We start from the raw sequence: 26,666 nt of genomic DNA on the forward strand, positions 1-26,666 counted from the left end.
GGAGAGGGAAGTTGAACCCCCTCTCCCTGTGGGAGAGGGCCGGGGTGAGGGCATCAGCGCGTGCATTTCCCCCTCACCCTAACCCTCTCCCTCAAGGGAGAGGGAACTTGAACACCCTCTCCCCTTTGGGGAGAGGGCAGGGTGAGGGGAAGAAAGGCCTTACTGCACCGCTTTATTCACGCTGGTCATCGCACCCAGCGCGGCGGTCAGGCGATCGAGATCGTCCAGCTGCGCCTGAATCTCAGACACTTTGCTGGTCTTCTCCTCCTCCTTAAGCCCCTTGTTGTCCTTCACGCCCTGCATCTGCTTGAACAGCGCCAGCTGGCGAATCGGCACCAGCTGCAGGTCGCTGGAGGCGCGGAACGGCGCCCAGCCCAGACGTTCCAGAACCGCTTTCTCCTCCGGCGTTTTGCCGTAGGTCATAAAGAAGTCGTACACCTTGTCCTTGGTGCTTTCGGAGAGGTTTTTACGCCACACAATCGGGTCGCCCGGGATCAGCGGCGATTTCCAGATAACCTTGATCTCTTTCAGCTTGTCCGGCGCGGAGGTCTTCAGCTTGTCGAGGTTTTCGGTGTTGTTGGTGGCCACGTCCACCTGCCCGTTCGCCACGGCCAGAGCGTTGGTTTCGTGGCTGGCGTTGACGGTGCGCTTGAAGTCGCTGGCGGAGGCGTTGTTTTTGGCAAAGACGTAATAGCCAGGGACGAGGAAGCCGGAGGTGGAGTTCGGATCGCCGTTACCAAAGGTCAGATCTTTGCGTTTGGCGAGCAGGTCGCTGAGGTTGTTGATCGGGCTGTCTTTATTGACGATCAGCACGCTCCAGTAGCCCGGCGAACCGTCTGCCGCCACGGTCTGGGCGAAGACCTGCCCGTTGGCGCGGTCGACGGCTTCCATTGCCGAGAGGTTGCCGTACCAGGCGATATCCACCTTGTTGAAGCGCATCCCCTGGATGATGCCCGCGTAGTCCGGGGCGAAGAAGGCGTTCACCTTAATCCCCAGTTTGGTTTCCATATCTTTCAGGAACGGTTCCCACTGAGGCTTCAGGTTCTGCTGTGATTCCGTCGAAATAATGCCGAAGTTCAGCGCTTTTTCCTGTTCTTGTGCAAACGCCGGGCTTAACAGGGTGCTGATGCTGAACAGGCTGGTGAAGGCCAGCGCGGCAACCGTTTTATAGCTCATTTCCATTCCTCGTAGTGGGGGCGTTAAGCAGCCTGCGCGCGCTCTTCGACGCGGTTAACGCTGCGGTAGAGATGGTCAAAACGTTCGTTATCAAACTGGTGGCTCGCGCCGTCGAAGAATACGTGCCCCTGGCGCAGCGCGACGATGCGTTCGCAGTAGCGCAGGGCGTAATCCACCTGATGCAGCGTCACCACCACGGTGATGCCGTCGTTCTGGTTAATGTCGCGCAGGGTTTCCATGACGATGCGGGCGGATTCCGGATCCAGCGACGCGATAGGCTCGTCGGCCAGAATGATTTTGGCTTTTTGCATCAGCGCCCGGGCAATCGCCACGCGCTGCTGCTGTCCGCCGGAGAGGGTGGACACGCGCTGGTGGGCGAAGTGCGCCATGCCGACGCGGGTCAGCGCCTGGAGCGCCTCTTGCTTCTGAGAGGGGGAGAACCAGCGCAGGCAGGTGCGCCAGAACGGGGTGCTGCCGAGCGCGCCAATCAGCACGTTCTCGAGCACCGTCAGGCGGTTCACCAGGTTGAACTGCTGGAAGATGTAGCCCGTCTGGGCGCGGCTTTTGCGGATATCGCGCGCCAGTCGCCCCGCGTGCTGCACGGTATTGCCCAGCAGCTCAACGTGGCTTTCCGCCGTTTTATCGCAGGTGATAAGCCCGCTTAAGTGGCGCAGAAGGGTGGATTTACCTGAACCGGACGGCCCCAGCAGCGCCACCATTTCGCCCTGCTGGACGGTCAGATCAACGGCATGCAGCGCCCTGTTGTGGTGAAAGGTCTTGCTGAGCTTTTCGACGCGGATGACAGTTTGCATGTGCGGGGCCTCACGATAAATGTGGCCTCATGCTGGCGCATCAATATGACATTTGGGTTAAGTGTGGGTTGCGGGAATTTGAAGAGTTGAGGGGAGTTTGATGACAGGCGGGGGCGGACCGCCCACCGCCGGACGGCTACTGCTGTTTCACGACGTTAATCATCCACGGCACGCCGTATTTATCGGTGACCTTACCGAATCCGTGCGCCCAGAAGGTCTCCTGCCAGGCCATTTCCACGTTACCGCCCGCCGCCAGGTTGTCGAACCAGCGTTTGCCTTCTTCCACGTCCTGCGTGTCGAGCACCAGGGTAAAGCCCGCATACTGGGCGCTGCTGCCCGGCGGCAGGCCGTCGCTCATCATGATATCGCTGCCCGCGATGCGGACGTTGGAGTGGGCGATGGCGGAATCCGGGAACTGCATGCCGGACGGGCAGCCTTCTTCGCTGCTATCGTCTTTGGGCATTTCGCCGAAGGTGATTTTGTAGAGGAGTTCTGCGCCGACGGCCTGCTGGTAAAAGGCGCTTGCCTCTGCACAGTTGCCGGCGAATGAGATGTAGGGACTTAACGGCATAATCATTACCTCAGGTAAGAGAAGCCCGTTAAGTTTAGTTGTTGTCGGCCCGGTAAGCGAAGCGCCACCGGGCGCTTTTGCCGGATGCGCTGCGCTTATCCGGCCGACAAAAAACAGAAATCAGTTCTTTTTCACGAACTCAGATTTGAGTTTCATCGGGCCGAAGCCGTCAATTTTGCAGTCGATGTTGTGATCGCCTTCCACCAGACGGATGTTCTTCACTTTGGTGCCAATTTTCAGCATGGAAGAGCTGCCTTTGACCTTCAGATCTTTCACCACGGTCACGCTGTCGCCGTCGGCCAGCAGGTTGCCGTTCGCGTCTTTTACGATCAGCGCATCGCTGTCCTGGGACGGCTCTGCATCGTTCCATTCATGGGCGCATTCCGGGCAGATGAACATGCCATTATCTTCGTAGGTATATTCAGAATTGCATTTCGGGCAGTGTGGGAGTTGCATGTCGGTATCCTCAAAAAAGTGCTTAACAGGCTGGAAAGTGCCAGCTAAATGACGGCATGGTGCCGAAAAAGGCGGCAAGTATAGCGTAAATCCACAATCTTGTCGGTGATATTCGCTATATAAAACAGAGCAACATTTGTCTCTGGAATGACACTTCCTGTCAGTCAGATAAGCGATGCTGAGTGCAATTAGGCGGTGGAAAACATTGATGCTAATTATATCAATTATTTTATTGCATCAAATTGCTACCCTTGTCCATTTCGGATAAGGTGAAGCGGTATATCGTTATTAACCCACAACCTCTCCCGCCATACCGCATTTGGCGGCGGTAAATTACCTCTCTTTTTAGGTGGGTAAATAATGATGATATATCCTGAAGTTTCCCAAAAATGCGCTACGCTTTTTATCTTTTGGTTTTCCGGCCAGGAGGGGGCTTTACACGTTATACCGCGACATTAAATATAATTTTGATTATCTTCATAGAGTTATATTTATGTGAACATGTTTTCCACACGTGATCATATAAGCCGAAACACCATAATAAAAACGAAGTGGCTTAATAAAAGTAATAAATTTGCGTTAAGGAAAGGCTTTTATCATGCACACACAGACCATTTTCGAATTAAGCCAGGAAGCTGAGCGTTTGCTTCAGCTCGCGTTACAGAATCTCGATACATTAAAATCAATGCCCACGGCGATGCTGGACAGTACCACTGCAGCTATTGCTGGTGTGAATAACAACGTCCTGCCTTTGCATTTCAGCGCGCGCGGTGTCGACGCCCAGCAGGCGATGCTGAATAATGAATTACGTAAAATAACGCGGCTTGAAATGGTTCTGGCGATTGTCGGCACCATGAAAGCGGGTAAATCCACCACCATTAACGCGATTGTGGGCACCGAGGTCTTACCGAACCGCAATCGGCCGATGACCGCGCTGCCGACGCTTATCCGCCATACTCCCGGCCAGAAAGAGCCGGTGCTGCATTTTACCCACGTGTCGCCGATTGACGCCCTGCTGCAGCAGCTTCAGCAAAGGCTGTGCAACTACGACCGCGGCAAGCTGACGCGCCGCCTGGAAATTGATAAAGACATGAACGCGCTGTTAGGGCGCATTGAGAAAGGCGAGGCGTTTGAAAAACACCACCTGGGCGCCGAGCCGATATTCCACTGCTTAAAAAGCCTGAACGATTTAGTGCGCTTATCCCTGGCGCTGGGCGTCGATTTTCCGTTTACCGAATATGCGGCTATCGAACATATTCCGGTCATTGAAGTGGAGTTTGTGCATCTTGCGGGGCTCGACGCGCATCTCGGACAGCTGACCCTGCTGGACACGCCGGGGCCAAACGAGGCCGGGCAGCCCCATCTGCAAAAAATGCTCAGCGAGCAGCTCGCGCGCGCCTCCGCGGTGCTGGCGGTGATGGACTATACCCAGCTGAAATCGATTTCTGATGAAGAGGTGCGCCAGGCGATTTCCGCCGTCGGGAAATCCGTGCCTCTGTACGCGCTGGTGAATAAGTTCGATCAAAAAGACCGCAACAGCGACGATGAAGAACAGGTTCGGGCGATGATTTCCGGCACCCTCATGAAGGGCAATATTTCGCCGGGGCAGATCTATCCGGTCTCGTCGATGTGGGCCTATTTAGCCAACCGCGCGCGCTATGAGCTGGCCACCAACGGTTGCCTGCCCAATCACCAGGAGCAGCGCTGGGTGCAGGATTTTGCCGAAGCGGCGCTTGGACGCCGCTGGCGCACGGCGGATCTGGACGATATCGACCATATTCGCCACGCCGCCGACCTGCTGTGGGAAGACTCGCTCTTTGAGCAGCCGATCCGCAAGCTTATCTACGCCGCGTATGCCAACGCGTCGCTGTTCGCCCTGCGTTCGGCGTCGCACAAGCTGCTGAACTACGCGCAGAACGCCAGAGAGTACCTCGATTTTCGCTATCAGGGGCTGACGATAGCCTTTGAGGCGCTGGAGCTGAATATCGCCCGCCTGGAGGAGGACATGACCCTGCTCCAGACCCGTCAGGGCGCGGTGAGTGACGAGGTGCAGCACGAGGTCGAGCAGGCGCTGTGCGCGACGGATTTCTTTATTGCCGAGCAAAAGGTGGAGCTGCAAACGGCGATCGATCGCGTCTTTGGCCAGGGCCATATTCTGGATCTGGCGGGGATCCCGCCGCTGAACCTGCGCGCCGGCGAGCAGAGTGACTTTAAGCAACTGGTACTGGAAGACGAAGGGCAGGCGCAGATCGTGCTGAGCAAGATCCGCTCCTCCTGCGAGCTGATCATGCTGGACGCCCAGAGCAAAATCAGCCGCGAGCTGGCGCTGCGCTTCGATCAGCTGGAGTCGACGCTGGCGCGTTCGCTCAACGAGGCGATGCGTCCTATCGAAAACCGCATCAAGGAGCAGCTCAGCCACGCCGGGTTCCGGGCGCGGATTAGCTTCCCGGCCTTTCAGCCCAATCAGCTGAACTTCAACACCCGCGCGCTGTTCACGGACGCTATCGCCACGGACAATCGCCCCGCCGGGCAGCCTTCCGCCGCGGGAAGCGTGCGGGAAACCGTGTCCCGCTGGCTGAATAATCCGGGCTGGGGCTGGGATGATTGCGTGGTGACCCGCACCCGGTACGTGATTGATGTGGCGCAGCTGCACGGGAAGTTTAAACACCATATTGATGAGTTTTGTGAACAAATCCGTAAAGCTTTGGCGGCGCAGGTCGATGTCTCTGTTACGGCAGGTATGGCGACGTTCTTTGCTGAATTTTCGCTATGCCTGACCGGGTTACAGGAAAGCTTGCGTGATAGCCTCGCGGTGCGCCAGCAGAATGAGCATTCGACCCGATCGCTCAGCCAGCTGCTGAAGCAGAGCATTACCACCGCGACGTGGATTCAGGAAGATACCCGACTGTTACGCGATGATATTCAAACCCTATTCGCGGCAGAGCAACCATGACAACACAGCTACTGGACGGTCCCGGGCGGACGCTGGAGTGTATTCATCCAAAATTTATGGTCGATCTGGTTCAGGGGGTGGACGCGGTGCGTCATGCCCCTCTGGGGCCGCAGCAGCTGCAGTTTCGTGAGCGTTTGACGCAGGAGATCGTAACGCACACCCGGCTGAGGCCGTGGGCGATGGCGGGAATGCTCAACGAAAATGCGGCATTGCGCCTGGGGCTGGCGGAAAAACTGGCCGGCATGCTCGACCCGGGGCATCTGGCGTTGACCCGCATGACCGACAGGCTGACGGCGCTGCGTTTGCAGGCTAACCCTCGCTCCCCGCAGTCGCCGGGGCTGATGCAGCAGTACGACGAACTCTCCGCGCATTTTCAGCAGCGCGCCGCGTATAAAGAGAAAGCCTTAACCCAGCGCGGCCTGACGGTGCAGGCCGGTGAGCATAGCGAGCAGATTTTTACCCGCTGGCGCGCCGGGCACTACGACGGCTGGTCGCTGGCCGGGCGCTGCTACATTGTGCTGGAAGAGCTGCGCTGGGGCGCGTTTGGCGATGCGTGTCGTCTGGCAAATGACGATGTTTCCGGGATGCTGAAAGACAACCTGCGCAGCATGGCGGCGAACTACCTCGCCCAGGGGATTAACGCGTCGCCCACGACCCGCCATTTTTACCACCAGTGGCTGACCACCCCCGCGTCGCCGGGGCTGGTGGATCATAAGGATATGCTGGGGTGGCTGGGGGACTGGTGTCAGGCCGATAAGCACCCGGTGAGCTGGTCTGTGACGCAGAACTGGCAGACCGTAGCGCTGGGGATGCCGAGGCTGTGTTCCGCAAAACGGCTGGTGGATGGGATGGTGGAGGAGATTTTTGGGTAGGGGTGATGTTTCATACTCGCCCGGGCTGCGGGGTCCTCACAAAATCATGTTCGCACAGACGACTCCCTCTCCCCTTGGGAGAGGGCAGGGGTGAGGGGGAACATACGGCTCTGGTAGTCGTTCCGTTCACCTTACGTTCCCTGCTTCTCTGTTACCACACGACCTGTGAACGTGTCAGGGAGGCTCGCCGCCGCCTCCCTGACCACCCTGGCTCCCGGCAAGAAAATCGTCGCTTCGCGGATTGTTCGTCCCATCCATGGGACTCACCCCTTCGGGGCCAGCGCAAGCGCTGTCCAAAATTGCTCCCGGCAATTTTGTCCTCAGCTTATTCCTCCAGGCTATCGGGTCGGGCACCAGCCTGCATCCCTGCAGGCTATGCCCTCTCGGCGCGTCCCTGCGCCTCGCCCCGGCCTTACGGAAACGCTTCGGCGATTTTCGGCCGGAACAGGGTGTCGCGGTAACGCCTTTACCTCAATGAACCTCTTTTCATCGCTTCGACCGCTCGTCATCAGGATTAGTGATGCATCTCTACCGTCTTCACTTCCCCCTGCACCTCCGGCACCTTCCCAAACCGTTTTGCGTACAGCGCCGTAATAATCGGCACCAGAATCGCGGTCACAATCACGCTGGCGGCAACCAGCGCCGTAGCCGATGCGGCAACCGGTTCGAACGCCGGGTTAATCTGGGCGATAATCATCGGGTTAGCCACGGCGGCACCGGCGGCGGACGACGCGGCAACGCCTGCGGTTCCGTTTCCTCCCCCAATCACGCGGTCGGCAATAATCAGCGGAATACCGGTGATCACAATCACCGCCACGCCCAGCACAATGCCCAGCAGACCGGTTTCGAGGATCACGTTCAGGTTGATGGTGTTACCCAGCGCGAAGCCGAAGAACGGGATCAGCACCGGGGTGGCTTTACTGAAGAAATCACGCAGATCATGGTCGAGGTTGCCCAGCGCAAAGCCAATCAGGAACGGCAGCACGGCGCCGATAAAGTGGTGCGGCTCGAAGGTTGCCAGTCCGGCAGAGCCGAGGATCAGCATGGTCATCAGCGGGCCGGATTCCAGAGACATCAGCACGAACGCGCCGGACTCTTCTTTGGTGCCGTACTGATTCATCAGGCTGGCATACAGCCCGCCGTTGGTCATATCCATCGCCGACACGATGGCCAGCACGGATAATCCGGCGAAGAACCCGGTCTGTACGCCGTTCTCCGGAATAAACAGGGCGCAGACCATTGCCACTACCCACGCAACGGCAATTTTGGTGATAACCAGGGTCCCGGATTTACGCAGCACCGTGCCGGTTGCGCGTAAATTAATTGAAGCCCCAATACAGAAGAACCACACCGCCAGAATCGGAACGGTTCCGGTGATCATCCCTTTTGTGAACCCGCCGAAATAAGCGCCGGTGTTCGGAGCAAGGGTATTTAAGATGGCGCCAAGCACCAGCGGAACCAGCATCATCCCGCCAGGGATGCGCTCAATGGTGGCTTTAATTTTCATGTCGAGTCCTCACATCTCACCCTGCGTGATTGGCGAAAAGGGTGAATTAAATAAATCAATAAATTCAACGAATTGAGAGCGTTTTCTGGCCGATAATTCGTTATCCATGCAATAAATTTAAATAAGTTCTCTCCGTTAACCGTCAGCGGAAAGTACTCAGAAAGTGGTGTGCGGACTTATCATGCGATCATCGGAATGATGATTCAATGAAAATAAAACAGCGTTTTAGTTATCTGAATCACATATTTTGTGTAAACATTCCCGGCGCGCGTTGAGAATTAAAATTTGTGTAAATTCGATGTGAAAAACCGTGGGTTTATTTTATTCGCAGAGGAATAGTGACGGGCGAAAGCGTATTTTCAGGAGCGGGCTTGAGAAAGTCCTGATGCGACAAAATTGACAAAACCTGAAGCCAACTGACGCACGCTCATATTTGGTGTGAAGTTGATCACAAATATAAACACTGGTAGGGTAAAGAGGTCATTAACTGCCCACACAGGCGTCAACAGGTTCGGTTGTATAGACGTAAAACGTCAATGTAAGTAAACCTGCTACGCTTGAATATGGGGATGCGCACGAAGCGCTCACCAGGTCCACAGACCGCCAAAATTTCTGTGGTTAGGACAGGGCTAAGTCTACGAGGATAGCAATGCTTAAAAGGAAAAAGGTTAAACCCATCACCCTTCGCGATGTCACCATTATTGACGACGCGAAACTGCGTAAAGCCATCACCGCCGCCTCGCTCGGCAACGCGATGGAATGGTTCGATTTTGGTGTCTACGGCTTTGTCGCCTATGCGTTAGGTAAAGTATTTTTCCCCGGTGCCGACCCCAGCTTACAGATGATTGCTGCACTCGGTACGTTCTCCGTTCCCTTCCTGATCCGTCCTTTGGGTGGCCTGTTCTTCGGCATGCTCGGCGACAAATACGGTCGCCAGAAGATACTCGCTATCACCATTGTGATTATGTCGATCAGTACGTTCTGTATTGGTTTGATACCGTCCTATGCCACCATCGGCATTTGGGCACCTATCCTGCTGCTGCTGTGTAAGATGGCGCAGGGCTTCTCCGTCGGCGGTGAGTATACCGGCGCGTCGATCTTCGTCGCGGAGTACTCCCCGGACCGTAAGCGCGGGTTTATGGGAAGCTGGCTGGACTTCGGCTCTATTGCCGGGTTCGTGCTGGGTGCGGGCGTCGTCGTGCTGATCTCAACCGTCGTCGGTGAAGAAAACTTCCTCGACTGGGGCTGGCGTATTCCGTTCTTCATGGCACTGCCGCTGGGCGTGATTGGCCTGTATCTGCGTCATGCGCTTGAAGAGACGCCTGCCTTCCAGCAGCACGTTGATAAGCTGGAGCAGGGCGATCGTGAAGGCCTGCAGGAAGGCCCGAAAGTGTCGTTCAAAGAGATTGCCACCAAGCACTGGCGCAGCCTGCTGACCTGTATTGGTCTGGTTATCTCCACCAACGTCACCTACTACATGCTGCTGACCTACATGCCGAGCTATCTGTCGCATAACCTGCACTACTCGGAAGATCACGGCGTGCTGATTATTATCGCCATCATGGTCGGGATGCTGTTTGTCCAGCCGATTATGGGGCTGCTGAGCGACCGCTTTGGCCGTCGACCGTTCATCATCCTGGGCAGCGTGGCGCTGTTTGCACTGTCCATTCCGGCGTTCGTGCTGATCAACAGTAACGTGCTGGGGCTGATTTTTGCCGGTCTGCTGATGCTGGCGGTGATCCTGAACTGCTTCATCGGGGTGATGGCCTCAACGCTTCCGGCCATGTTCCCGACGCACATTCGCTACAGCGCGCTGGCGGCGGCCTTTAACATCTCGGTACTGATTGCGGGTCTGACCCCAACGCTTGCGGCGTCGCTGGTTGAAAGCACGCAGAACCTGATGATGCCAGCGTATTACCTGATGGTTATCGCGGTAGTGGGTCTGGCAACCGGCCTGACGATGAAGGAAACGGCAAACCGTCCGCTGAAAGGGGCAACCCCGGCGGCGTCCGATATCCAGGAAGCAAAAGAGATTTTGCGCGAGCACTACGACAACGTAGAGCAGAAGATTGAAGACATCGACGTTGAAATCGAAGAGCTGCAGAAAAAACGTTCTCGCCTGGTGGATCAACACCCGCGCATTAACGAATAATCCTGCCGGTTGAACCGAAAAGGGGTGCTTCTATAGCACCCCTTTTTTTATCAGAACGCGACCGCCACGTTGAGCTGGGCCGATACGCCATCGGAGCGGGTGTCCGCCGTCAGGTAGTCCACGCGCGTACCGACGGTGACGTTTTGATAGCCCGCACGCAGCTGGACGCCCGCTTTGTACAGATCTTTGCTGCCAAACGCCGAGGTCTGGTCAACGCCCACCGTATACAGGCTGGCGTGACTGGCGGTGTTCGCGTCGTTGAGCAGGCGCTCATAGCCCAGGGCAATCCCGGGCTGCAGCGTCCAGCTTCCGGCCTGCTGCGGCGTAATACCGATCCCCAGATCCGCCGTCAGGCTGGTTTGCGTTTCGCTGACGCTGTCGACGTTCAGCGCCAGCTCGCTGCCGCGCTCGCGAAAACCATCCAGGCTGAGGTGCGCGACCTGCACGCCAAGAACCGGGTCCAGCGTTAAGCCTGAAACGGTATTCACCCAGCCCAGAGAGCCCCGCGCGCTGTAGAGTTGCCCGCGCGAGTCGCCCGTTGCCGTCCCTAAGCCGCCGCCGAGGTGGCGTTCGCTCTCGTAATCAATCGCGCCCGCGCTGCCCTGCAAGCCGACCCAGGGGCCGCTTTCCAGCGAGCGAAAGCCGTAGCGAGCGCCGAGCGACAGCGTGGGCGTATGCGTTTTGACGTTACCGCCCGCCGCCGAAACCGATCCGTAGCCGTAGCCAATCGCCCCGTTTGCCGCGCTGCGCGCGTTGAAGCGGTGCGTGACGCCGACCATCGATCCCCAGCTGTGTTCGCTGCTTGAGCGGGCGTCACTGCTGCTTTCTGTTCCCATGTAACCCGCCAGCCCCTGCAGCCACACCTGGGACTGTTCATCCTGCATGCCGCGTCCGGTGGTGACGGGCGCAAGGGCATCGTACAGGCGCGACGGCTGGCGCAGCAGATAGCTGCTGGCGTCGGCAAAGACCTGGCCGCCAACCTGACGCTCCACTCCGCCCAGCGTGCCCTGGTCGATGGCATTTTGCAGATAATAGTTATAGGCGGTGTATTTGCCCGACAGCGGCGAATCCTGTAAGGCGTTCAGCACCGCGGCGCCCTCCGCCGCGTTGCCTCTGAGCGCGCTTTCTCCCGGCAGAGTGGCGTAGCGCACCATCTTGCCGCGCAGGACGTAAATCGTCGCCCGATCCAGCCCCAGCCCCTCCGTCAGGTAGTTGTCCATCGAGCCGTAGCTCGCCACCACCTGATCCAGCCCGGCCTGCAGCCAGCCGGCGCGTACGCCCATCAGGGCGCCGTAGGTATCGCGCATCGACTCGGGCAGGTAGGGCAGCGTGGCATTGATGCGCGCGGCGGTGTAGTCGTTGGTCGCCAGATAGTTCTCCATGATGTTCTCGTCGCTGACGCCCGCGATGGTCTGCAAAACGGCGCTCACCCAGCCGGTGCGGTCTTTCCCGGCGGTGCAGTGGAACAGGGCGGCATCATCCGCAGCCGCCAGCTCGCGAAAGACCTGGCTCAGCCCCCGACGGGCGTAATCGCTGGTGACAAAGCTGCGCTCGCCGTCCTCCATCATGGCGTCCACGTCGGTGACGCTCATTTTGCTGAGGTCGATAACAAAGGCGCCGTTATTGCCGATCAAATCGACTGCCGTGTAGCGGCTGCCCGCCGGAAGCGTATCCGCCTGCGCGGCGATTTCCGCAGGGGTTCGCAGATCCACCACGGTGGTGACGTTCAGCTTTTCAAGGGTAGACAGATCGTCGCCCGTTGGGGTCAGGGCGTTGGAGCGATAAAACACGCCGGGCCGCATCACGCCGTTATGAGTTGTGGTATAGGCAGAGATCAGGCCGGCGATATCGCGAAAGTTATCCATACCGGAAAGGTGGGGGGTATTCAGCACCGCGTCTGCAGCGTGGGCGCTGAAGCAGGACATCATAACGAGTGCCGCCAGAGGGCTCAGGGATGATTTCAAAACATAACTCCTTGTCAGTGAAGGTAAACCGGCGCGGAGTATAGAAATGCATTGTTAACTAATTATGACAGTTGAAATTATCCATCGTGAAATAATTTAATGATTATATGGGCTTAAGCAGTCGTTAAGCCCAGCTGAACAGTTAGCACCCCGCCGCGATGTAATCGCCGTTCGCGCTGATGGGGATGACCGTCAGGAACAGCACCGTGGCAAAGAGGATCAGCACAATCCCGCCCGCGATTTTGACGGCCGGCAGCAGCCAGCTCAGGGAGGAACCGCCGCCGAAATACGCCACCGTGCGCTCGCGGGCGTAGCGCACCGCCAGCGAAAGCCCCATGATCGACAGCGCCGTGCCGAGCGACATGGTCATCACGGCGGCAATTCCCCAGGTCACAATGCCCAGCGCGTTGGAGAACAGTAAGATCATGATCGCCCCGCTGCACGGACGCGCGCCAATCGCCAGAATCACCCCCAGACGCGTTTTCCAGTCGCCCCTGGTGAGATCCGCCCCCACGCCATGATGGCCGCAGCCGCAGTGCTCATCGTGCTGATGCAGTGGCCCGATGGCCGTAATCGCCATTTTTCGCGGACGCAGGCTTTTCAGCGCCTGGTAAATGACAAAGGCCCCGAATGCGCCGATTAGCACGGCGCTGATTTTCTCCACATACCAGCGGCTGGCGCTGAGATCGCCCGAGGCCAGGTTAAACCCGACGGCGAGAATAAAGACGAACAAAATGGCGCTGACGCCCTGCATCAGGCTGCCGAGAAACGGCACTACGCGGGCGGCAAGCTGGCTCTCTTTGTTGGTGCTGAGGTAGGTGGTGACGATGAATTTGCCGTGCCCCGGGCCGATGGCGTGAAGCACGCCGTAAAAGAACGCGCCGGTCAGCAGCCACAGCCCGCCGCTGTACTGGTGATTATTGAGCTGCAGCAGATACATCACCAGATAGCGATGCAGCGTGATTTGGGTCGCGAGGCACCACTGAATAAAGGCGTTCCAGTGGCTGTGCAGCGTAAACCCTGCAGCCAGAACGGCCAGCAGCATCAGCCCCGCGGTGGGGAGGCGCCAGTCATGGGAAAGACGTTGTGTGGTCATGATAAGGCCTGCAACGGGAAAGGATTTTCAGGAAGTATAGCAAGTTAGCCGGTCGCGATCTTCGGCATTGGGCAGGAACATAAACGGGTTATATATTTACCCTTAATTTTATAATTGTCTGGTATGAATTTATTTTCTGATTTTTTATTGCTTATTTTCAGCGCTGTTTGTCAATATTTATTCTTATGATTTATATGTCCGTTCTAAAACCAGCTTATAATTTGCAATTTTGGTTCGAAATGATAAGTGAATAATCCAGCTTTAAGAAAATATAAGGTATTCCTCAAGTTATCCTGGTGCGCGGAATATTTGATAAACCCGTATCGGGTGCAATATTATCTCGGGTCTCGCAGGCAGGGGAAAAGGACTTTAGCGGATGGCGGTCTTGTTTACTATTGAGTTTTTATTCGGATTCTGGATGTTCTTTATTCTGTACTGGCTGGTGGCGCCGCTGCCAAAGGTTCAGAATGGCCTGCTGCTGCTCGGCGGATATTATTTTGTCTATCATATAAGCGCGTATTCGCTGCTGATTTTATTATCCTGGAGCCTGTGCGTCTGGCTGCTGGTGAAGCTGGCGCAGAAAAGAAAATGCGGATCCGCGGCTACCGCTCTCCTCGTGCTGCTGATGCTGGGCTATTTTATCGCCTTTAAATACTGGATGCCGCTGGCGGACTGGCTGCGAGGAGTTCTCGAGAGCCTCAATGCCTCCTGGCCGCTGCCTGTCGTCGAGATTCTGTTACCGCTTGGGCTGTCGTTCTACCTCTTTAACTCCCTGAGCCTGGTTCGCTCGGTGGCGAAAAGGGAGATCGCCCCGCCGGATCTGCTCAGCGTGCTGCTCTACGTTAGCTTTATCCCGACGTTAGTGGCAGGGCCGGTGAACCGCGCGGTGGATCTGATGCCGCAAATTCGCGCCGCCCGACGCCACGTGCTCGATCTCAAAACCGCTTTTTGCCTCATCGCGCTGGCGCTGATAAAGCTTTTCCTGCTCAGCACCTGGCTGTGCGACACGCTGGTAAATCCGGTCTTCAACCAGCCTGCGGAACATAGCGGCTGGGAGACGGTGATTGGCGTCTACGGCTGGGCGTGGAATATCTATTTAAACTTCTCCGGCTATACCAACCTGGTGACGGGGCTGGGCATGCTGCTCGGCTATCGGCTGCCGAAAAACTTTGCCCATCCGTACGCAGCCGCGTCGCTCCAGGCGTTCTGGCACCGTTGGCATATCAGCCTGTCGAACTTTATACGGGATTATATTTACTTCCCGCTGGGCGGCAGCCGAAAGGGCATGTCCCGCACGCAGATCAACGTCCTGCTGGCGATGGTGATTTCCGGGCTTTGGCACGGGGCGGGGGTGAATTTTATGCTGTGGGGCGCGATTCATGGCGTCGGGCTGATTATTTATAATCTCTGGCGCGCCTGGCGTCCGCGTCCGCTACCTGAAACTCTGGCGAGACTGCTTACATTCCACTACGTCTGCCTGGCGTGGATATTCTTCCGCGCCGAGAGCGTCGAGGATGCGTGGGTGCTTTTGCATAATATTCAGAGCTGCAGTCTGCTCACCTTAACCTCTGCTCAAATGTGGAGCATCGCGGCCTTTATTCTGCTGGTGGTGTTTTATCCGCGGCTGGTTAATTTACGCCTCCGCGCGGTAGAAATGGTCAGCGTCATCAGGTGGTACGCCATCCCCTTTATTATTGTTCCTGTTCTCACCTTTGCTTTTTTCTTCGCACCGTCCGGCGTGCCTGGGTTTATTTATGCAAACTTCTAAGTATTCAAAAGTCATTATTAAAATAGGCAAAGCGTCATGCCTGATCCTGACCTGCCTGCTGGGGTTGGTATGGCTCAACCAGCAGTCGCTGGAGCAGTACTGGGTGCAGCATTTCCACCGGGAAAGCCCGTGGGGAGACATCACTTCTCCGGCCTGGAAACAGGGTGCGAAGGTGATGAACGCGGCCGAGGCGGCGAAAGAGGCCTTTGTTGCCAGCCTGTCTGATGCGCCACCGGCTCCGGTCGAGCCGGAGATTAAACCGCTGCCGGTTCTGAAAGAAAATCCCGTGTTTAAGAAAGAGGCGGTTGTCGCCTCTGAACACCCGAAGGATGCCCATCAGCTCAGCCGCTGGCTAACGGCGCAGCGCGACGCGGACAATATGCAGCCCGAGCTGCAGCCCTCTGAGGCGCTGTACGACGAGCAAGGCTCTGCGCTGCTGGCGGCGGATAAGCAGGTGCTGTTTATCGGCGACTCGATGATGGAAGGCGTGGCGCCGCGCGCGATCGCGCTGCTGAAAGATGAGCATCAGGTGCGTGGCATTAACCTCAGCAAGCGCAGCACCGGGCTTGCCTATCCGGGCTTCTTTAACTGGCCGGACGCCACCGCCAAAGCGCTGGAGGCGCATAAAGATATTGGCCTGCTGGTCGTGTTCCTCGGGCCGAACGATCCCTGGGATATGCCCGTGGCGAAAGGCCAGCCGTATCTGACGTTTGGCAGCGACGAGTGGCAGGAGGAGTACCGCGCCCGTATCCGCCAGATCCTCGCCCTTGCTGAGAAGTATTCCATCCCGGTGATCTGGGTGCTGCCGCCGAATATGCGTAAAGAGAAGCTGAACCAGCGAATGGCGGTGCTGAGCGGGCTCTACGAGTCTGAGGTCAAGGCGGCAGGCGGGATTGCGCTGTCCGTGAATACGCTGTTCGGCTATCAGGAAACGGCTTATTCAGCGAAAGCGCTGATTGATGGCAAGCAGATCAACGTCCGGGCCAGCGACGGCATTCACTACTCCGGTGCAGGTATCAGCGTGATTGCCAACGCCATTATGGAAAATATTCATGTTATGCCGCTGGCCCCGGAAGAGGCGCTGGATGAATAAACGCGTTCTGATCTCCGGCCTGATGCTGTTGGCCCTGTCCGGCCTGGCCTTAACCTCCTGCAAGAAAACGCAGCCCGTGCAGGCGCAACCGTCGTCACCCAGCGTGCAGACGCGGGGTTATCTGACCGATTACGGCGAGAAGGGCATGCAGGCGCTCTCCGCCAGGCTGCACAACAGCCGCCGCAAGCTGACCCACATCGTGGTGATCGGCGATTCGCACACGGCGGCCGATTTTCTCTCGGGCCAGCTTCGTCGGCAGTTTCAGCACAGGTACGGCAACGGCGGCATCGGTTTTATCAGCCCGCTGGCCGTGCCCGGCAATCGCTACAGCAACGTGAAGTTCAGCCGCACGAAGGGCTGGCAGGCGGTGAACAGCCGTCGGCAGAGCAATCCTCGCTTCACGCTGGGCGGAAATATCGCCACACCGCTTTCCTGGGACAGCGAAACGCGCGTGACGGCGCTGGAAGGCGAGTCCAGCATCAACGCGCAGGCGCTGTATCGCTCGCTGGGCGGCGCGACATTACAGCTTCAGGGGCGCGCCATCCCGCTTGCCGACAGCCAGGGGCGCTGGGAGCTTTCGGAGGCGGCGCGGGTGCCGCTCTCGTTCTCCGTTTCCGTCTCGGGTGAAAATGAAACCGAGCTTGCCGGGCTGTGGCTCACCGCCGCGCAGCCAAAGGGCGTTATCGTCAGCGCGCTGGGCATCAACGGCGCCCAGATTTCGATGCTGGATAAATGGCAGGACGACTGGCCCGGCACGCTCAGCATGCTGAACCCCGATCTGGTGATTCTGGCCTACGGGACAAATGAGGCGTTCAATACTGATTTATCCCTCAGCGAATACCGCCAGACGCTGGTGCGGCAGATAAAGAAAATACGCAAAGCGGAGCCCGGGGCGGCTATTATGCTGATCGGCCCGGGCAGCAGCATTATGCACAAGGGCGCGGCGAGCTGTGAGAAACGACAGCCCGCGCTGCTCAAGCCGATTATCGAGGTGCAAAAGCAGGTCGCCAGGTCAGAGCAGACCCTGTTCTGGGACTGGTTTGCGTGGATGGGCGGCGACTGTTCCATTGAGCGCCTGGCGCAGCAGGGAATGGCACGGCCTGATTTGATTCATCTCACGGCCGAAGGGTATCAGGCGAGCGCGGCAGCGCTGTGGCGGGATCTGGAATACAAGCTGGAGCAATAAGTGAAAGGGACGGTAGCCATGCTCATCAGTCGAAAAACGGTAATACGCCTGCTGTGCGTGATTTGCGCGGCGGCGTTAGCGGCGTGGTGTTTTCTGGCGTACTCAAACAAGACGGTTGTCGATACCGCCAGCCCCTGGCTTTACTCTTCAACCGAAAGCGTGCCGTTTAAGGCCGTGGGCGTCGTCCCGGGAACAAAACCTTCCGGCTTCTATTTCGCCAACCGCATTGAAATGGCCGCAGCGCTGTATCACGCGGGGAAAGTGAAATGGTTAATCGTCAGCGGGGATAACCGCCGGGAGAATTACAACGAGCCGCTCGAGATGCAAAAGGCGCTGGTTAAGAAAGGTGTTCCCGCCAGCGCCATTTACTGCGACTACGCCGGATTTACCACGCTGGATACCGTGCTGAGAGCCAGGGATGTGTTTGGCCAGAGCGAAGTCACGATTATTTCTCAGGCGTTTCAGAATCAGCGAGCCATTTATCTCGCCCGACAAAACCGCGTCCAGGCTATCGGGATTAACGCTGCCGACGTCGGATCTGAACACCGCTACTGGCTTGGCAGCCTGCGCGAGTACGTCGCCCGCGGTCGCGCCGTGCTTGATACTTCCCTGCTGAATCGACGGCCGCATTTTGGCGGCCCGAAAATTATTCCGGGGGATGTGGCGGTGGAAGGGTGTGTTGAGGGCAGAGGATAAATTTCTTCGGAGCGAATAGTGGAATGGTGGAAAGCGGAATGAAAGCCGCCTTTTCGCGGCTTATTACCCCGTTTATAATGACGGGATCTGTTTTTGCGCGTGGTGATATCCAGTATCGATGGTTGATGTATATCGGTGGGCTGGAAAAGGTTTGAGATAACGACGCAGGTTGACAGGGAGGTCAGAACTCTGCCGAAACCCCCAAAAGCAAAAACCCAGCCATAGGCTGGGTTTTCTAAATAGTGGTGCCCGGACTCGGAATCGAACCAAGGACACGGGGATTTTCAATCCCCTGCTCTACCGACTGAGCTATCCGGGCAACGGGGCGCATTAAACCGCAATCGCGCACGGTCGTCAACACTATTTCGGGAAAAGCTGTTCAACTGCTTAACTTTGCGGCAATCTGTCGGTTTGCTCGTCGAAATTGCACAAATCTTCCAGACCGGGCGGGGGCGTTGTGGCAATGCTGGAGCTGAGAGGAGGGCAGTATGGCAAACGACTGGCTTGAGCTGCGTCAGCATTCAGACACGGGTATTGAAACCATCAAAGCGCATTTTGAAGGCCATGCCTTCGATCCGCACTGGCACGACAGCTATCTGGTGGGGATCACCCTTTCCGGCACGCAGCAGTTTCACTGCCGTCGTGAGCGCCATCACAGCCGTCCGGGGGACGCGTTTTTACTGGAGCCGGGCGAGATCCACGACGGCGATGCCCCCGTGGAGGGCGGTTTTACGTATCTGACGTTTTACCTCGACGAGCAGTGGCTGACGAAAACCCTGCACAGGCTGTATGAATCCACCCCCGGCAGCTACTCGCTGCACTTTGCGCAGACGCTGACGCGCGAGCCGCAGCTGGTGCGGTCGATTAACGAGACGTTTGCCGCGCTGCACAACGACGAGATGAAGATTGTCCAGCAGAGCACGATGGACGGCCTGCTGGCGCAGATCACCTCGCACTGCCACTGGCGCAAAAGGCTACCCTCGCAGATTCAGAGCGCGGCGGTGGCGCACCGGGCGCGGGACTATCTGTACGCCCATATCGGCGACAATATCGGCCTGTCCGACCTGGCGCGTGAAACCGGCACCGACCGCTTCACCCCGACGCGCTGCTTCAAGCGCGAGTTCCATCTTGCGCCGCACGCCTGGCTGATCCAGCTGCGGCTGGCAAAAGCGCGGCAGCGGCTGGCGCGGGGAGAGCCGCCGGTCGACGTCGCGGCGGCGCTGGGCTTTGCCGATCAGAGCCATCTTGGGCGCTGGTTCCAGCGGGCTTACCGCATCTCGCCCGCGCATTACCGTCGGTTGTGCACAAACCTTCCAGACGTTTCCAGAAAATAGCGGCACATTCATGGCTCTAATAATAAAGGAGCCACCTGTGAGCCTGATCCCCTTCCTGCTGTTCGCCTTTGTCGCCTCGATTACCCCGGGGCCGACCAACATTCTGGTTCTTTCCAACAGCCAGCATTTTGGCGTGAAAAATACCGTTCCCGCGATTCTCAGCGGCTGCCTGGCGGCGAGCCTGATCGTGCTGATCTCCGGTGCCGGGGCGGGAGAAATGCTGCGCCACTATCCGCTGATCCGTCAGGTGATGAGCTGGGTCGGAATGCTGTGGCTAAGCTGGATGAGCTGGCAGCTGTTCAGCGCGCCCGCCGCGAATGTATCGGTGAAAAGCCATAGCCGGTTTACCCCGCGGGCCGCGGCGCTATTGCAGATAGTGAACCCGAAAACCTGGATGCTGGCGCTGGCGGTGGTCAGCCTGTTCGCGCCCGCGAGCAGCCACCCGATGCGGGATATTGCGCTGATGGCGTTCTGCTTTCTGGTGATTTCGATTGCGTGCCTGCTGTGCTGGGCGTGGCTGGGGAAGGCGGTTAACAGAGTCTTTCGCACCACCGTGGCTATGGTGCGCTTTCAGCGCCTGATGGCGCTGTGTCTGTTCATTTCAGCCTGGGCCGGAATGCTGGCTTAGGTTAATGCCCCGCCCGAGCGGCACTGCGCGAAACGCAAAATATCTTCCGCCAGGCGGTGCGCGGTATCGACGTCTGCCTGGCTGCGGTTGACCAGCATACGGCTCAGGCACCCTTCGAGCACCAGCTCCATCTGCTTCGCGACCATCGCCGGGTCGTCCACTTCAAGCCGGGTGAGCAGCTCATGCGTAAAATCATGCGCCGCCCGCTTCTGCTGATCCGCCAGCTGGTGGATAGGATGCCCCGGATCCGGAAAATAGGTACAGGCCGCGATAAACAGGCAGCCCGGATAGCGGTTGTTGCTCACGCAGTCGGTGAGGGCGGTATAGCGCGCCAGCAGCTTTTGCTCAGCCGTCAGCTCTTCGTTCAGCATCAGCTGTCTGCGCCAGATATCAACCTGCTGGCTGAGATAGCGCAGGGCGTCGTAAAGCAGCGCCTCTTTGTCAGGCCAGAAACGCCTGAGATCGTCGAGAGGATAATCGATACGGTCGGCTACCATCTCAAGCGTGGTGCTGGCGATCCCTTGAATCTCAAGCAATTGCAGGGCTTGCCCCAGTACGTCTTCGCGTTGCACGGTTCTCTCCTCCGTTAGTCCCAACGGTTTCTCCCGTCTAAAGTGTCGTTTACGGTTGGCGATCGCGCAAATGCGCGCTGAAGGCCGCCGCATCCATAAACCCGGTCACCCGCGCGGCGGGCTGCTCCTCGCCCCGTTCGTTGAAGAACAGAATGGTCGGCAGGCCGAGCACGTTCAGCTGTTGCAGCAGCGCCTTGTCCTGCGCGTTATTGGCGGTCACGTTGGCCTGCAGCAGCACGGTATCTTTCAGGGCGTTTTGCACCTGCGGATCGCTAAAGGTGTATTTTTCAAACTCTTTGCACGCCACGCACCAGTCGGCGTACAGGTCGAGCATCACCGGCTTGCCGTTTGCCTGCGCCAGCGCGTGGTTAAGCTCGTCGACGCTGGCAATCTGCGTGAAGTTCAGGTGCGCCTGGCTCTGCGCGGCCGGGGCGCTAAACGCCCAGTCCTGCAGCGGGCGAACGCTCACCAGCGCGGCGGCGAGGAGCAGGATTTGCACCAGCCGCATCCACGGCCTTTTCGCGCCAAGGCTGACGATAAACGCCCAGCCGAAGAAGGCCACGCCGAGCATCGCCCACAGGCGTAGCCCCCACACGTCGCCGATAACGCGTTCGAGCAGGAAAATCGGCAGCGCCAGGATCACAAAGCCGAACGCCGTTTTCACCGTTTCCATCCACGGGCCGCTCTTCGGCAGCAGGCGGTTGCCAAATACGGTCACGAGGATCAGCGGCAGGCCCATGCCCAGCGCGTAAAGGTACAGCGTGCCGCCGCCCAGCCACATGTTACCGCTCTGGGCGATGTACAGCAGGATGGCGCTCAGCGGCGCGGTGGTGCACGGCGAGCAAATCAGCCCGGCGATTGCGCCCATTGCAAACACGCCGCCCGCCGAGCCGCCCTGCTGGCGATTGCTCATCAGCGTCAGGCGGGTTTGCAGGGAAGAGGGCAGCTGCAGGGTGAACAGGCCAAACATCGACAGCGCCAGCAGGGTAAACACTGCGGACAGCCCGATAAGCACGTAAGGATGCTGCAGCGCCGCCTGGAACTGCAGCCCGGCGGCAGCGACCACGAGGCCGAGCGCCGTGTAGGTCAGCGCCATGCCCTGCACGTAGATAAAGGCCAGCAGCAGCGCGCGGGCGGTGGACAGGCGCTGTTTACCGCCCAGCACGATGCCGGAGATCAGCGGATACATCGGCAGCACGCACGGCGTAAAGGCGATGCCGATACCGATCAGCAGCGCCCAGAGGGCGGAGAAAGGCAGCGCTGCACCGGCTTTACCCTCAGGAATCGCGCGCTTCTCGGCGGGAGGTGCGGAAACGGCGGCAGCGGCTTTCACTTCGCTAAGCGGGACGACTTTGGTCTCCGGCGGATAGCAGAACCCCGCGTCGGCGCAGCCCTGGTAGGTGACGGTCAGCGTCGCGCCTTTGTCGGCCTGCTCCACGGTCACGGGCACGCTCAGCTGGTGACGGTAAATCTCGCTTTTGCCGTAGAACTCGTCTTCGTGCCACTCGCCGTTCGGCAGCTGCGGCTGGCCGACCTTCGCCTGTGCAGGCGTAATGCTCACCTGCTTGCGGTAGAGGTAATAGCCATCTTTCACCTGCCAGGTGAGGTTAAGATCGTGCTGGTTTTGCTGGAAGTCGAAGACGAACGCCTGGTCGGCGGGAATAAAGTTCGAGCGGCCGGGTGCATCAAATAACCCGGCAAAAACTGACGTGCTGCACAGCAGCAGGATCAGCGTAAGGACGCGTTGAGCCATGAGAGATAATCGTTATCGCCGTGGACGACTGGCAGAACCAGCAGTTCCGGGGTTTGGTAAGGATGGTGTGACTTGAGACAATCGAGGAGCGCCTGCTGATTCGCCCCGTTGGTTTTCAGCAGCATTTGCACTTCGTACTCCTGCTCCAGCTTGCCTTCCCAGTAGTAGAGGGAGGTGGCGCCGGGGAGGATCGTGACGCACGCGGCCAGCTTTTCTGCCAGCACTTTGGCGGCGAGGTCCTGGGCGGAAGCTTCATCAGGAGCGGTACAAAGCACAACAACAGCGTCTGGCGTATTCACAGGTCGACCTCGTTATCGCGAAAAAAGCCACTATATCACGCGGGGCCGCTGCTCATTAATGAATCGGGCCGCTGAGCGGCCCGATTTTAACTATTTTTACAACCCGTAAGGATTTACAGCACCACGCCGCCGATGATAAAGCCGAGGACGACGCACAGCGAAATCGCCACCACGCCCGGGATCAGGAACGCATGGTTAAACACGTACTTACCGATACGGGTCGAGCCGGTATCGTCCATCTCTACCGCCGCCAGCAGGGTTGGGTAGGTAGGCAGAACGAACAGCGCAGACACCGCCGCGAAGGAGGCAATCGCCGTCAGCGGGGTCACGCCCAGCATCAGCGCCGCAGGCATCAGCGCTTTGGTGGTCGCCGCCTGGGAGTAAAGCAGGGTCGCCGCGAAGAACAGCACCACCGCCAGCAGCCACGGGTAGTTGTGCAGCAGATCGCCCGCAACGGTCTGAATGTCAGAGATGTGCGCTTTCACGAAGGTATCGCCAAGCCATGCCACGCCCAGCACGCACACGCAGGCGCTCATGCCGGATTTAAAGGTGCTGGCGTTCAGCACTTCGCTGGTGTCGATTTTACAGGTGATGCTGATAAGCGTAGCGATGGTCAGCATGAAGACAACAATCGCTTCGTTACGCGGCAGCACCGGGTTCTGGATCAGGCCCACGGTATCGCTGATGGCGGTGGCGTAGAACATCACCGCGACGATACCGATCAGGAACAGCAGCACCGAGCGTTTTGCGTGAGGTTTCAGCTCGAAGACCTGGCTGCCGCGCAGCTTCACTTCGCCTTTTGCCAGACGCTCCTGGTAAACCGGATCGTCTTTCAGCTCGGCGCCGAGGAAGTTACACAGCACGGCAGTAATCATCACCGCAATCAGGGTGACCGGAATACAGATGGCCAGCAGCGTCAGGTAGCTCACGCCCATTGGCTCAAGGATCCCGGCGAAGAAGACCACCGCCGCGGAAATTGGCGAGGCGGTAATCGCAATCTGCGAGGCCACCACGGCAATGGAAAGCGGACGAGAAGGGCGAATCCCCTGCTCTTTTGCCACTTCGGTGATAACCGGCAGCGTAGAGAACGCCGTGTGGCCCGTACCGGCGAGGATGGTCATAAACCAGGTCACCAGCGGAGCAAGGAAGGTAATGTATTTTGGATGACGGCGCAGCATACGCTCCGCCAGGCTCACCAGGTAGTCCATACCGCCCGCCACCTGCATGGCGGCGATGGCAGCGATAACCGCCATGATGATTTCGATAACGTCAAACGGGATTGCGCCGGGTTTAATCTGAAAGAGTAGGGTAAGAACGAGCACCCCAAGACCACCGGCGAAACCAATGCCAATACCCCCGAGTCGTGCCCCCAAATATATCGCCAGCAAGACGATGACGAGTTCTGCTCCAAACATAAGTGCCTTCCTTGTTTATTAACAAGTTGATATTAAATTGTTGTGTAATTGGTAATGCTTAAAAAGAAAAAAGGCACGTCACAAGTGACGTGCCTTTCGGAAGCTTAGCCTGTACTGCTACTGTTCGCTTTCATCGGTATATCGTTTCGCTTTATAGGCCGGGTGCATCAGGTTTTGCGCCGAGAAGATATCGTCTAGTTCGGCTTCGGTCAACAGACCGCGCTCCAGGACCACTTCACGCACGCTCTTACCGGTTTCGGCACAAATCTTACCGACGATATCGCCGTTGTGGTGGCCGATGAACGGGTTCAGGTAGGTCACAATCCCGATGGAGTTGTAGACGTAACCTTCACACACCTCTTTGTTAGCGGTGATGCCGTTGATGCATTTTTCCAGCAGGTTGTAGCAGGCGTTGGTCAGGATGTGGATTGACTCGAACATCGCCTGGCCAATGACCGGCTCCATCACGTTCAGCTGCAGCTGACCCGCTTCAGACGCCATGGTCACGGTGGTGTCGTTACCGATGACCTTGAAGCACACCTGGTTCACCACTTCTGGCACCACCGGGTTCACTTTCGCCGGCATGATGGAAGAACCCGCCTGCAGCTCTGGCAGGTTGATTTCGTTCAGGCCAGCGCGCGGGCCGGAGGAGAGCAGGCGCAGGTCGTTACAAATCTTGGACAGTTTCACCGCCAGACGCTTCAGGGCGCTGTGTACCATGACGTAGGCGCCGCAGTCTGACGTGGCTTCAATCAGGTCTTCCGCAGGCACAACCGGCAGGTTAGACACTTCCGCCAGCTTCTGAACCGCCAGCTGCTGGTAGCCGTCCGGGGTGTTCAGACGCGTACCGATTGCCGTTGCGCCCAGGTTCACTTCCAGCAGAAGCTCGGAGGTGCGCAGCAGGTTTTTGGTCTCTTCGTTGAGCAGCACGTTGAACGCGTGGAATTCCTGGCCGAGGGTCATCGGCACCGCGTCCTGCAGCTGGGTACGACCCATCTTCAGGATGTCCTGGAACTCAACGGCTTTGCGCTGGAAGCCATCGCCCAGCTGGTTAATCGCGTCGACCAGCTTCACCACGGAGGCGTAAACCGCGATGCGGAAGCCGGTTGGGTAAGCGTCGTTGGTGGACTGGCACTTGTTTACGTGGTCGTTCGGGTTGAGGTACTGGTATTCACCTTTCTGGTGACCCATCAGCTCCAGGCCGATGTTTGCCAGCACTTCGTTGGTGTTCATGTTGACGGAGGTGCCCGCGCCGCCCTGATAGACGTCAACCGGGAACTGATCCATGCATTTGCCGTTGTTCAGCACTTCATCGCACGCGGCGATAATCGCATTAGCGGCGCTTTTCGGAATGGTTTGCAGCTCTTTGTTTGCCAGCGCTGCGGCTTTCTTCACCATCACCATGCCACGGACAAACTCAGGGATGTCGCTGATTTTGCTGTTGCTGATGTAGAAGTTTTCAATCGCTCTCAGAGTGTGAACACCATAGTAGGCATCCGCTGGAACTTCCCTGGTACCCAACAAATCTTCTTCGATACGAATGTTGTTTAACATGTGAACCTTCTTTTAAAGCTGCCGATGGATTGTACTAAACACACAGTAGATATGTGGTTTTCACTATTTGCTGACCGACGATTATTCCCTCAATCAGCCAGATGCTCGAGATCATATGCTGATGATAGCGAATTGCCGTAATCTGGATCACTTATTATCGAGCCCGTTACATGATAATTATTAATCTGTGAAATGAGTCACCGCTTTAATATTTCCAAAAAAAATATCCGTGCAAACTGATTGAATTTTGGCTATCCACCCCCATCTCACCTTTACGCGAGTTGCGAACACATTCAGACAGGGGCGCGCGCCTCTGCCACACAGGAGATGCCAGTGCGCTGGATACCGTTTATTGCCATTTTTCTCTATGTCTACATTGAGATTTCGATTTTTATTCAGGTCGCCCACGTGCTTGGCGTCCTGCTGACCCTGATTCTGGTGATCTTCACGTCGGTGATTGGTATGTCGCTGGTGCGTAATCAGGGTTTCAAAAATTTCCTGATAATGCAGCAGAAGATGGCAGCAGGCGAAAGCCCGGCGGCCGAGATGATCAAAAGCGTATCGCTGATTATCGGCGGTATTTTGCTGATTATTCCAGGCTTCTTTACCGACTTCCTGGGCCTGTTGCTGCTCGTTCCGCCCGTGCAAAAGCTCCTGACGCTGAAGCTGATGCCGCACCTGCGCTTTAGCCGCATGCCGGGCGGCGGGTTCAGCACCGGGCCGGGCGATACCTTCGACGGGGAATATCAGCGTAAGGACGACCAGCACGACCGATTAGACCATAAAGACGATCGTTGATTCTCTTTGCC

General features: G+C 57.7%; 22 protein-coding genes and 1 tRNA gene. 10 read left to right on the top strand and 13 right to left on the bottom strand.

Features of this window, described 5'->3' with window-relative positions:
• Positions 1-159: 159 nt before the first annotated feature.
• From phnD to AB6V08_RS16685, 4 genes are all read right to left on the bottom strand, one after another.
• The gene (gene phnD, locus AB6V08_RS16670) at positions 160-1,176 is read right to left on the bottom strand and encodes a phosphonate ABC transporter substrate-binding protein (protein WP_368543942.1); all 1,017 of its coding nucleotides are present in this window, start codon (positions 1,174-1,176) and stop codon (positions 160-162) included.
• A gap of 23 nt (positions 1,177-1,199) precedes the next feature.
• The gene (gene phnC, locus AB6V08_RS16675) at positions 1,200-1,988 is read right to left on the bottom strand and encodes a phosphonate ABC transporter ATP-binding protein (RefSeq protein WP_368543944.1); all 789 of its coding nucleotides are present in this window, start codon (positions 1,986-1,988) and stop codon (positions 1,200-1,202) included.
• Between the two features lie 136 nt (positions 1,989-2,124).
• Positions 2,125-2,559, bottom strand: a complete 435-nt coding sequence (gene yjdN, locus AB6V08_RS16680; RefSeq protein WP_368543945.1) for a VOC family metalloprotein YjdN — start codon at positions 2,557-2,559, stop codon at positions 2,125-2,127.
• Positions 2,560-2,679: 120 nt separating this feature from the next.
• Positions 2,680-3,015 (bottom strand): zinc ribbon domain-containing protein YjdM, encoded by a 336-nt coding sequence (locus AB6V08_RS16685; RefSeq protein WP_368543946.1) that lies wholly within the window; start codon positions 3,013-3,015, stop codon positions 2,680-2,682.
• 598 nt (positions 3,016-3,613) lie between these two features.
• Between AB6V08_RS16685 and crfC the strand changes: the two genes are divergently transcribed.
• Positions 3,614-5,968, top strand: coding sequence for a clamp-binding protein CrfC (gene crfC / locus AB6V08_RS16690; protein WP_368543947.1), 2,355 nt, complete (start codon positions 3,614-3,616; stop codon positions 5,966-5,968).
• Complete coding sequence (locus AB6V08_RS16695; protein ID WP_368543948.1) at positions 5,965-6,840, top strand: diguanylate cyclase regulator RdcB family protein; 876 nt, start codon at positions 5,965-5,967, stop codon at positions 6,838-6,840. The genes crfC and AB6V08_RS16695 overlap by 4 nt, the downstream gene beginning before the upstream one ends.
• Positions 6,841-7,354: 514 nt before the next feature.
• Here the strand turns inward: AB6V08_RS16695 and kdgT are convergent.
• On the bottom strand, positions 7,355-8,347 hold the full coding sequence (kdgT, locus tag AB6V08_RS16700; RefSeq protein ID WP_368543949.1) for a 2-keto-3-deoxygluconate transporter: 993 nt from the start codon (positions 8,345-8,347) through the stop codon (positions 7,355-7,357).
• A gap of 649 nt (positions 8,348-8,996) precedes the next feature.
• Between kdgT and proP the strand changes: the two genes are divergently transcribed.
• Positions 8,997-10,499, top strand: coding sequence for a glycine betaine/L-proline transporter ProP (gene proP / locus AB6V08_RS16705; protein WP_368543950.1), 1,503 nt, complete (start codon positions 8,997-8,999; stop codon positions 10,497-10,499).
• Positions 10,500-10,549: 50 nt separating this feature from the next.
• Here the strand turns inward: proP and AB6V08_RS16710 are convergent, their stop codons facing one another.
• Together AB6V08_RS16710 and AB6V08_RS16715 are read right to left on the bottom strand one after the other, a co-directional pair.
• Entirely contained in the window at positions 10,550-12,463 is a 1,914-nt protein-coding gene (locus AB6V08_RS16710; RefSeq protein WP_368543951.1) for a tyrosine-protein phosphatase, read from the bottom strand.
• A 142-nt stretch (positions 12,464-12,605) separates the two neighbouring features.
• Positions 12,606-13,559: a nickel/cobalt transporter gene (locus AB6V08_RS16715; RefSeq protein WP_368543952.1), complete on the bottom strand. Its 954-nt coding sequence runs from the start codon at positions 13,557-13,559 to the stop codon at positions 12,606-12,608.
• Between the two features lie 376 nt (positions 13,560-13,935).
• Between AB6V08_RS16715 and AB6V08_RS16720 the strand changes: the two genes are divergently transcribed.
• From AB6V08_RS16720 to AB6V08_RS16735, 4 genes are read left to right on the top strand one after another with little or no spacing between them, the layout of a single operon-like run.
• On the top strand, positions 13,936-15,327 hold the full coding sequence (locus AB6V08_RS16720; RefSeq protein ID WP_368543953.1) for an MBOAT family protein: 1,392 nt from the start codon (positions 13,936-13,938) through the stop codon (positions 15,325-15,327).
• Positions 15,314-16,420, top strand: a complete 1,107-nt coding sequence (locus AB6V08_RS16725) for an SGNH/GDSL hydrolase family protein (RefSeq protein WP_368543954.1) — start codon at positions 15,314-15,316, stop codon at positions 16,418-16,420. The genes AB6V08_RS16720 and AB6V08_RS16725 overlap by 14 nt, the downstream gene beginning before the upstream one ends.
• Positions 16,413-17,606, top strand: a complete 1,194-nt coding sequence (locus AB6V08_RS16730; RefSeq protein ID WP_368543955.1) for an SGNH/GDSL hydrolase family protein — start codon at positions 16,413-16,415, stop codon at positions 17,604-17,606. The genes AB6V08_RS16725 and AB6V08_RS16730 overlap by 8 nt, the downstream gene beginning before the upstream one ends.
• An 18-nt stretch (positions 17,607-17,624) precedes the next feature.
• A complete protein-coding gene (locus AB6V08_RS16735; protein ID WP_368543956.1) occupies positions 17,625-18,302 on the top strand; it encodes a vancomycin high temperature exclusion protein in 678 nt (225 codons plus the stop codon).
• A 243-nt stretch (positions 18,303-18,545) separates the two neighbouring features.
• Here the strand turns inward: AB6V08_RS16735 and AB6V08_RS16740 are convergent.
• Positions 18,546-18,621 (bottom strand) — tRNA-Phe (locus AB6V08_RS16740).
• 169 nt (positions 18,622-18,790) lie between these two features.
• Between AB6V08_RS16740 and AB6V08_RS16745 the strand changes: the two genes are divergently transcribed.
• Positions 18,791-19,636, top strand: a complete 846-nt coding sequence (locus tag AB6V08_RS16745) for an AraC family transcriptional regulator (protein WP_368543957.1) — start codon at positions 18,791-18,793, stop codon at positions 19,634-19,636.
• A 37-nt stretch (positions 19,637-19,673) separates the two neighbouring features.
• Complete coding sequence (locus AB6V08_RS16750) at positions 19,674-20,264, top strand: LysE family translocator (RefSeq protein ID WP_368543958.1); 591 nt, start codon at positions 19,674-19,676, stop codon at positions 20,262-20,264.
• Here AB6V08_RS16750 and AB6V08_RS16755 read toward each other — a convergent pair.
• The 5 genes from AB6V08_RS16755 to aspA all read right to left on the bottom strand — a co-directional run bounded on the left by AB6V08_RS16755 (position 20,261) and on the right by aspA (position 25,857).
• Positions 20,261-20,836, bottom strand: coding sequence for a transcriptional regulator (locus AB6V08_RS16755; RefSeq protein WP_368543959.1), 576 nt, complete (start codon positions 20,834-20,836; stop codon positions 20,261-20,263). The genes AB6V08_RS16750 and AB6V08_RS16755 overlap by 4 nt on opposite strands.
• 49 nt (positions 20,837-20,885) lie before the next feature.
• Positions 20,886-22,589 (bottom strand): protein-disulfide reductase DsbD, encoded by a 1,704-nt coding sequence (locus AB6V08_RS16760; RefSeq protein ID WP_368543960.1) that lies wholly within the window; start codon positions 22,587-22,589, stop codon positions 20,886-20,888.
• On the bottom strand, positions 22,565-22,888 hold the full coding sequence (cutA, locus tag AB6V08_RS16765; protein WP_368543961.1) for a divalent cation tolerance protein CutA: 324 nt from the start codon (positions 22,886-22,888) through the stop codon (positions 22,565-22,567). Before cutA ends, AB6V08_RS16760 begins: the two co-directional genes overlap by 25 nt.
• 113 nt (positions 22,889-23,001) lie before the next feature.
• A complete protein-coding gene (locus tag AB6V08_RS16770) occupies positions 23,002-24,303 on the bottom strand; it encodes an anaerobic C4-dicarboxylate transporter (protein WP_368543962.1) in 1,302 nt (433 codons plus the stop codon).
• 117 nt (positions 24,304-24,420) lie between these two features.
• Positions 24,421-25,857: an aspartate ammonia-lyase gene (gene aspA, locus AB6V08_RS16775; protein ID WP_003855923.1), complete on the bottom strand. Its 1,437-nt coding sequence runs from the start codon at positions 25,855-25,857 to the stop codon at positions 24,421-24,423.
• Between the two features lie 333 nt (positions 25,858-26,190).
• Between aspA and AB6V08_RS16780 the strand changes: the two genes are divergently transcribed.
• Positions 26,191-26,655, top strand: a complete 465-nt coding sequence (locus AB6V08_RS16780) for an FxsA family protein (protein WP_368543963.1) — start codon at positions 26,191-26,193, stop codon at positions 26,653-26,655.
• Positions 26,656-26,666: the final 11 nt, after the last annotated feature.

Origin of the sequence: Enterobacter soli, assembly GCF_964208575.1 — a bacterium.
Lineage (GTDB): Bacteria > Pseudomonadota > Gammaproteobacteria > Enterobacterales > Enterobacteriaceae > Enterobacter > Enterobacter soli_A.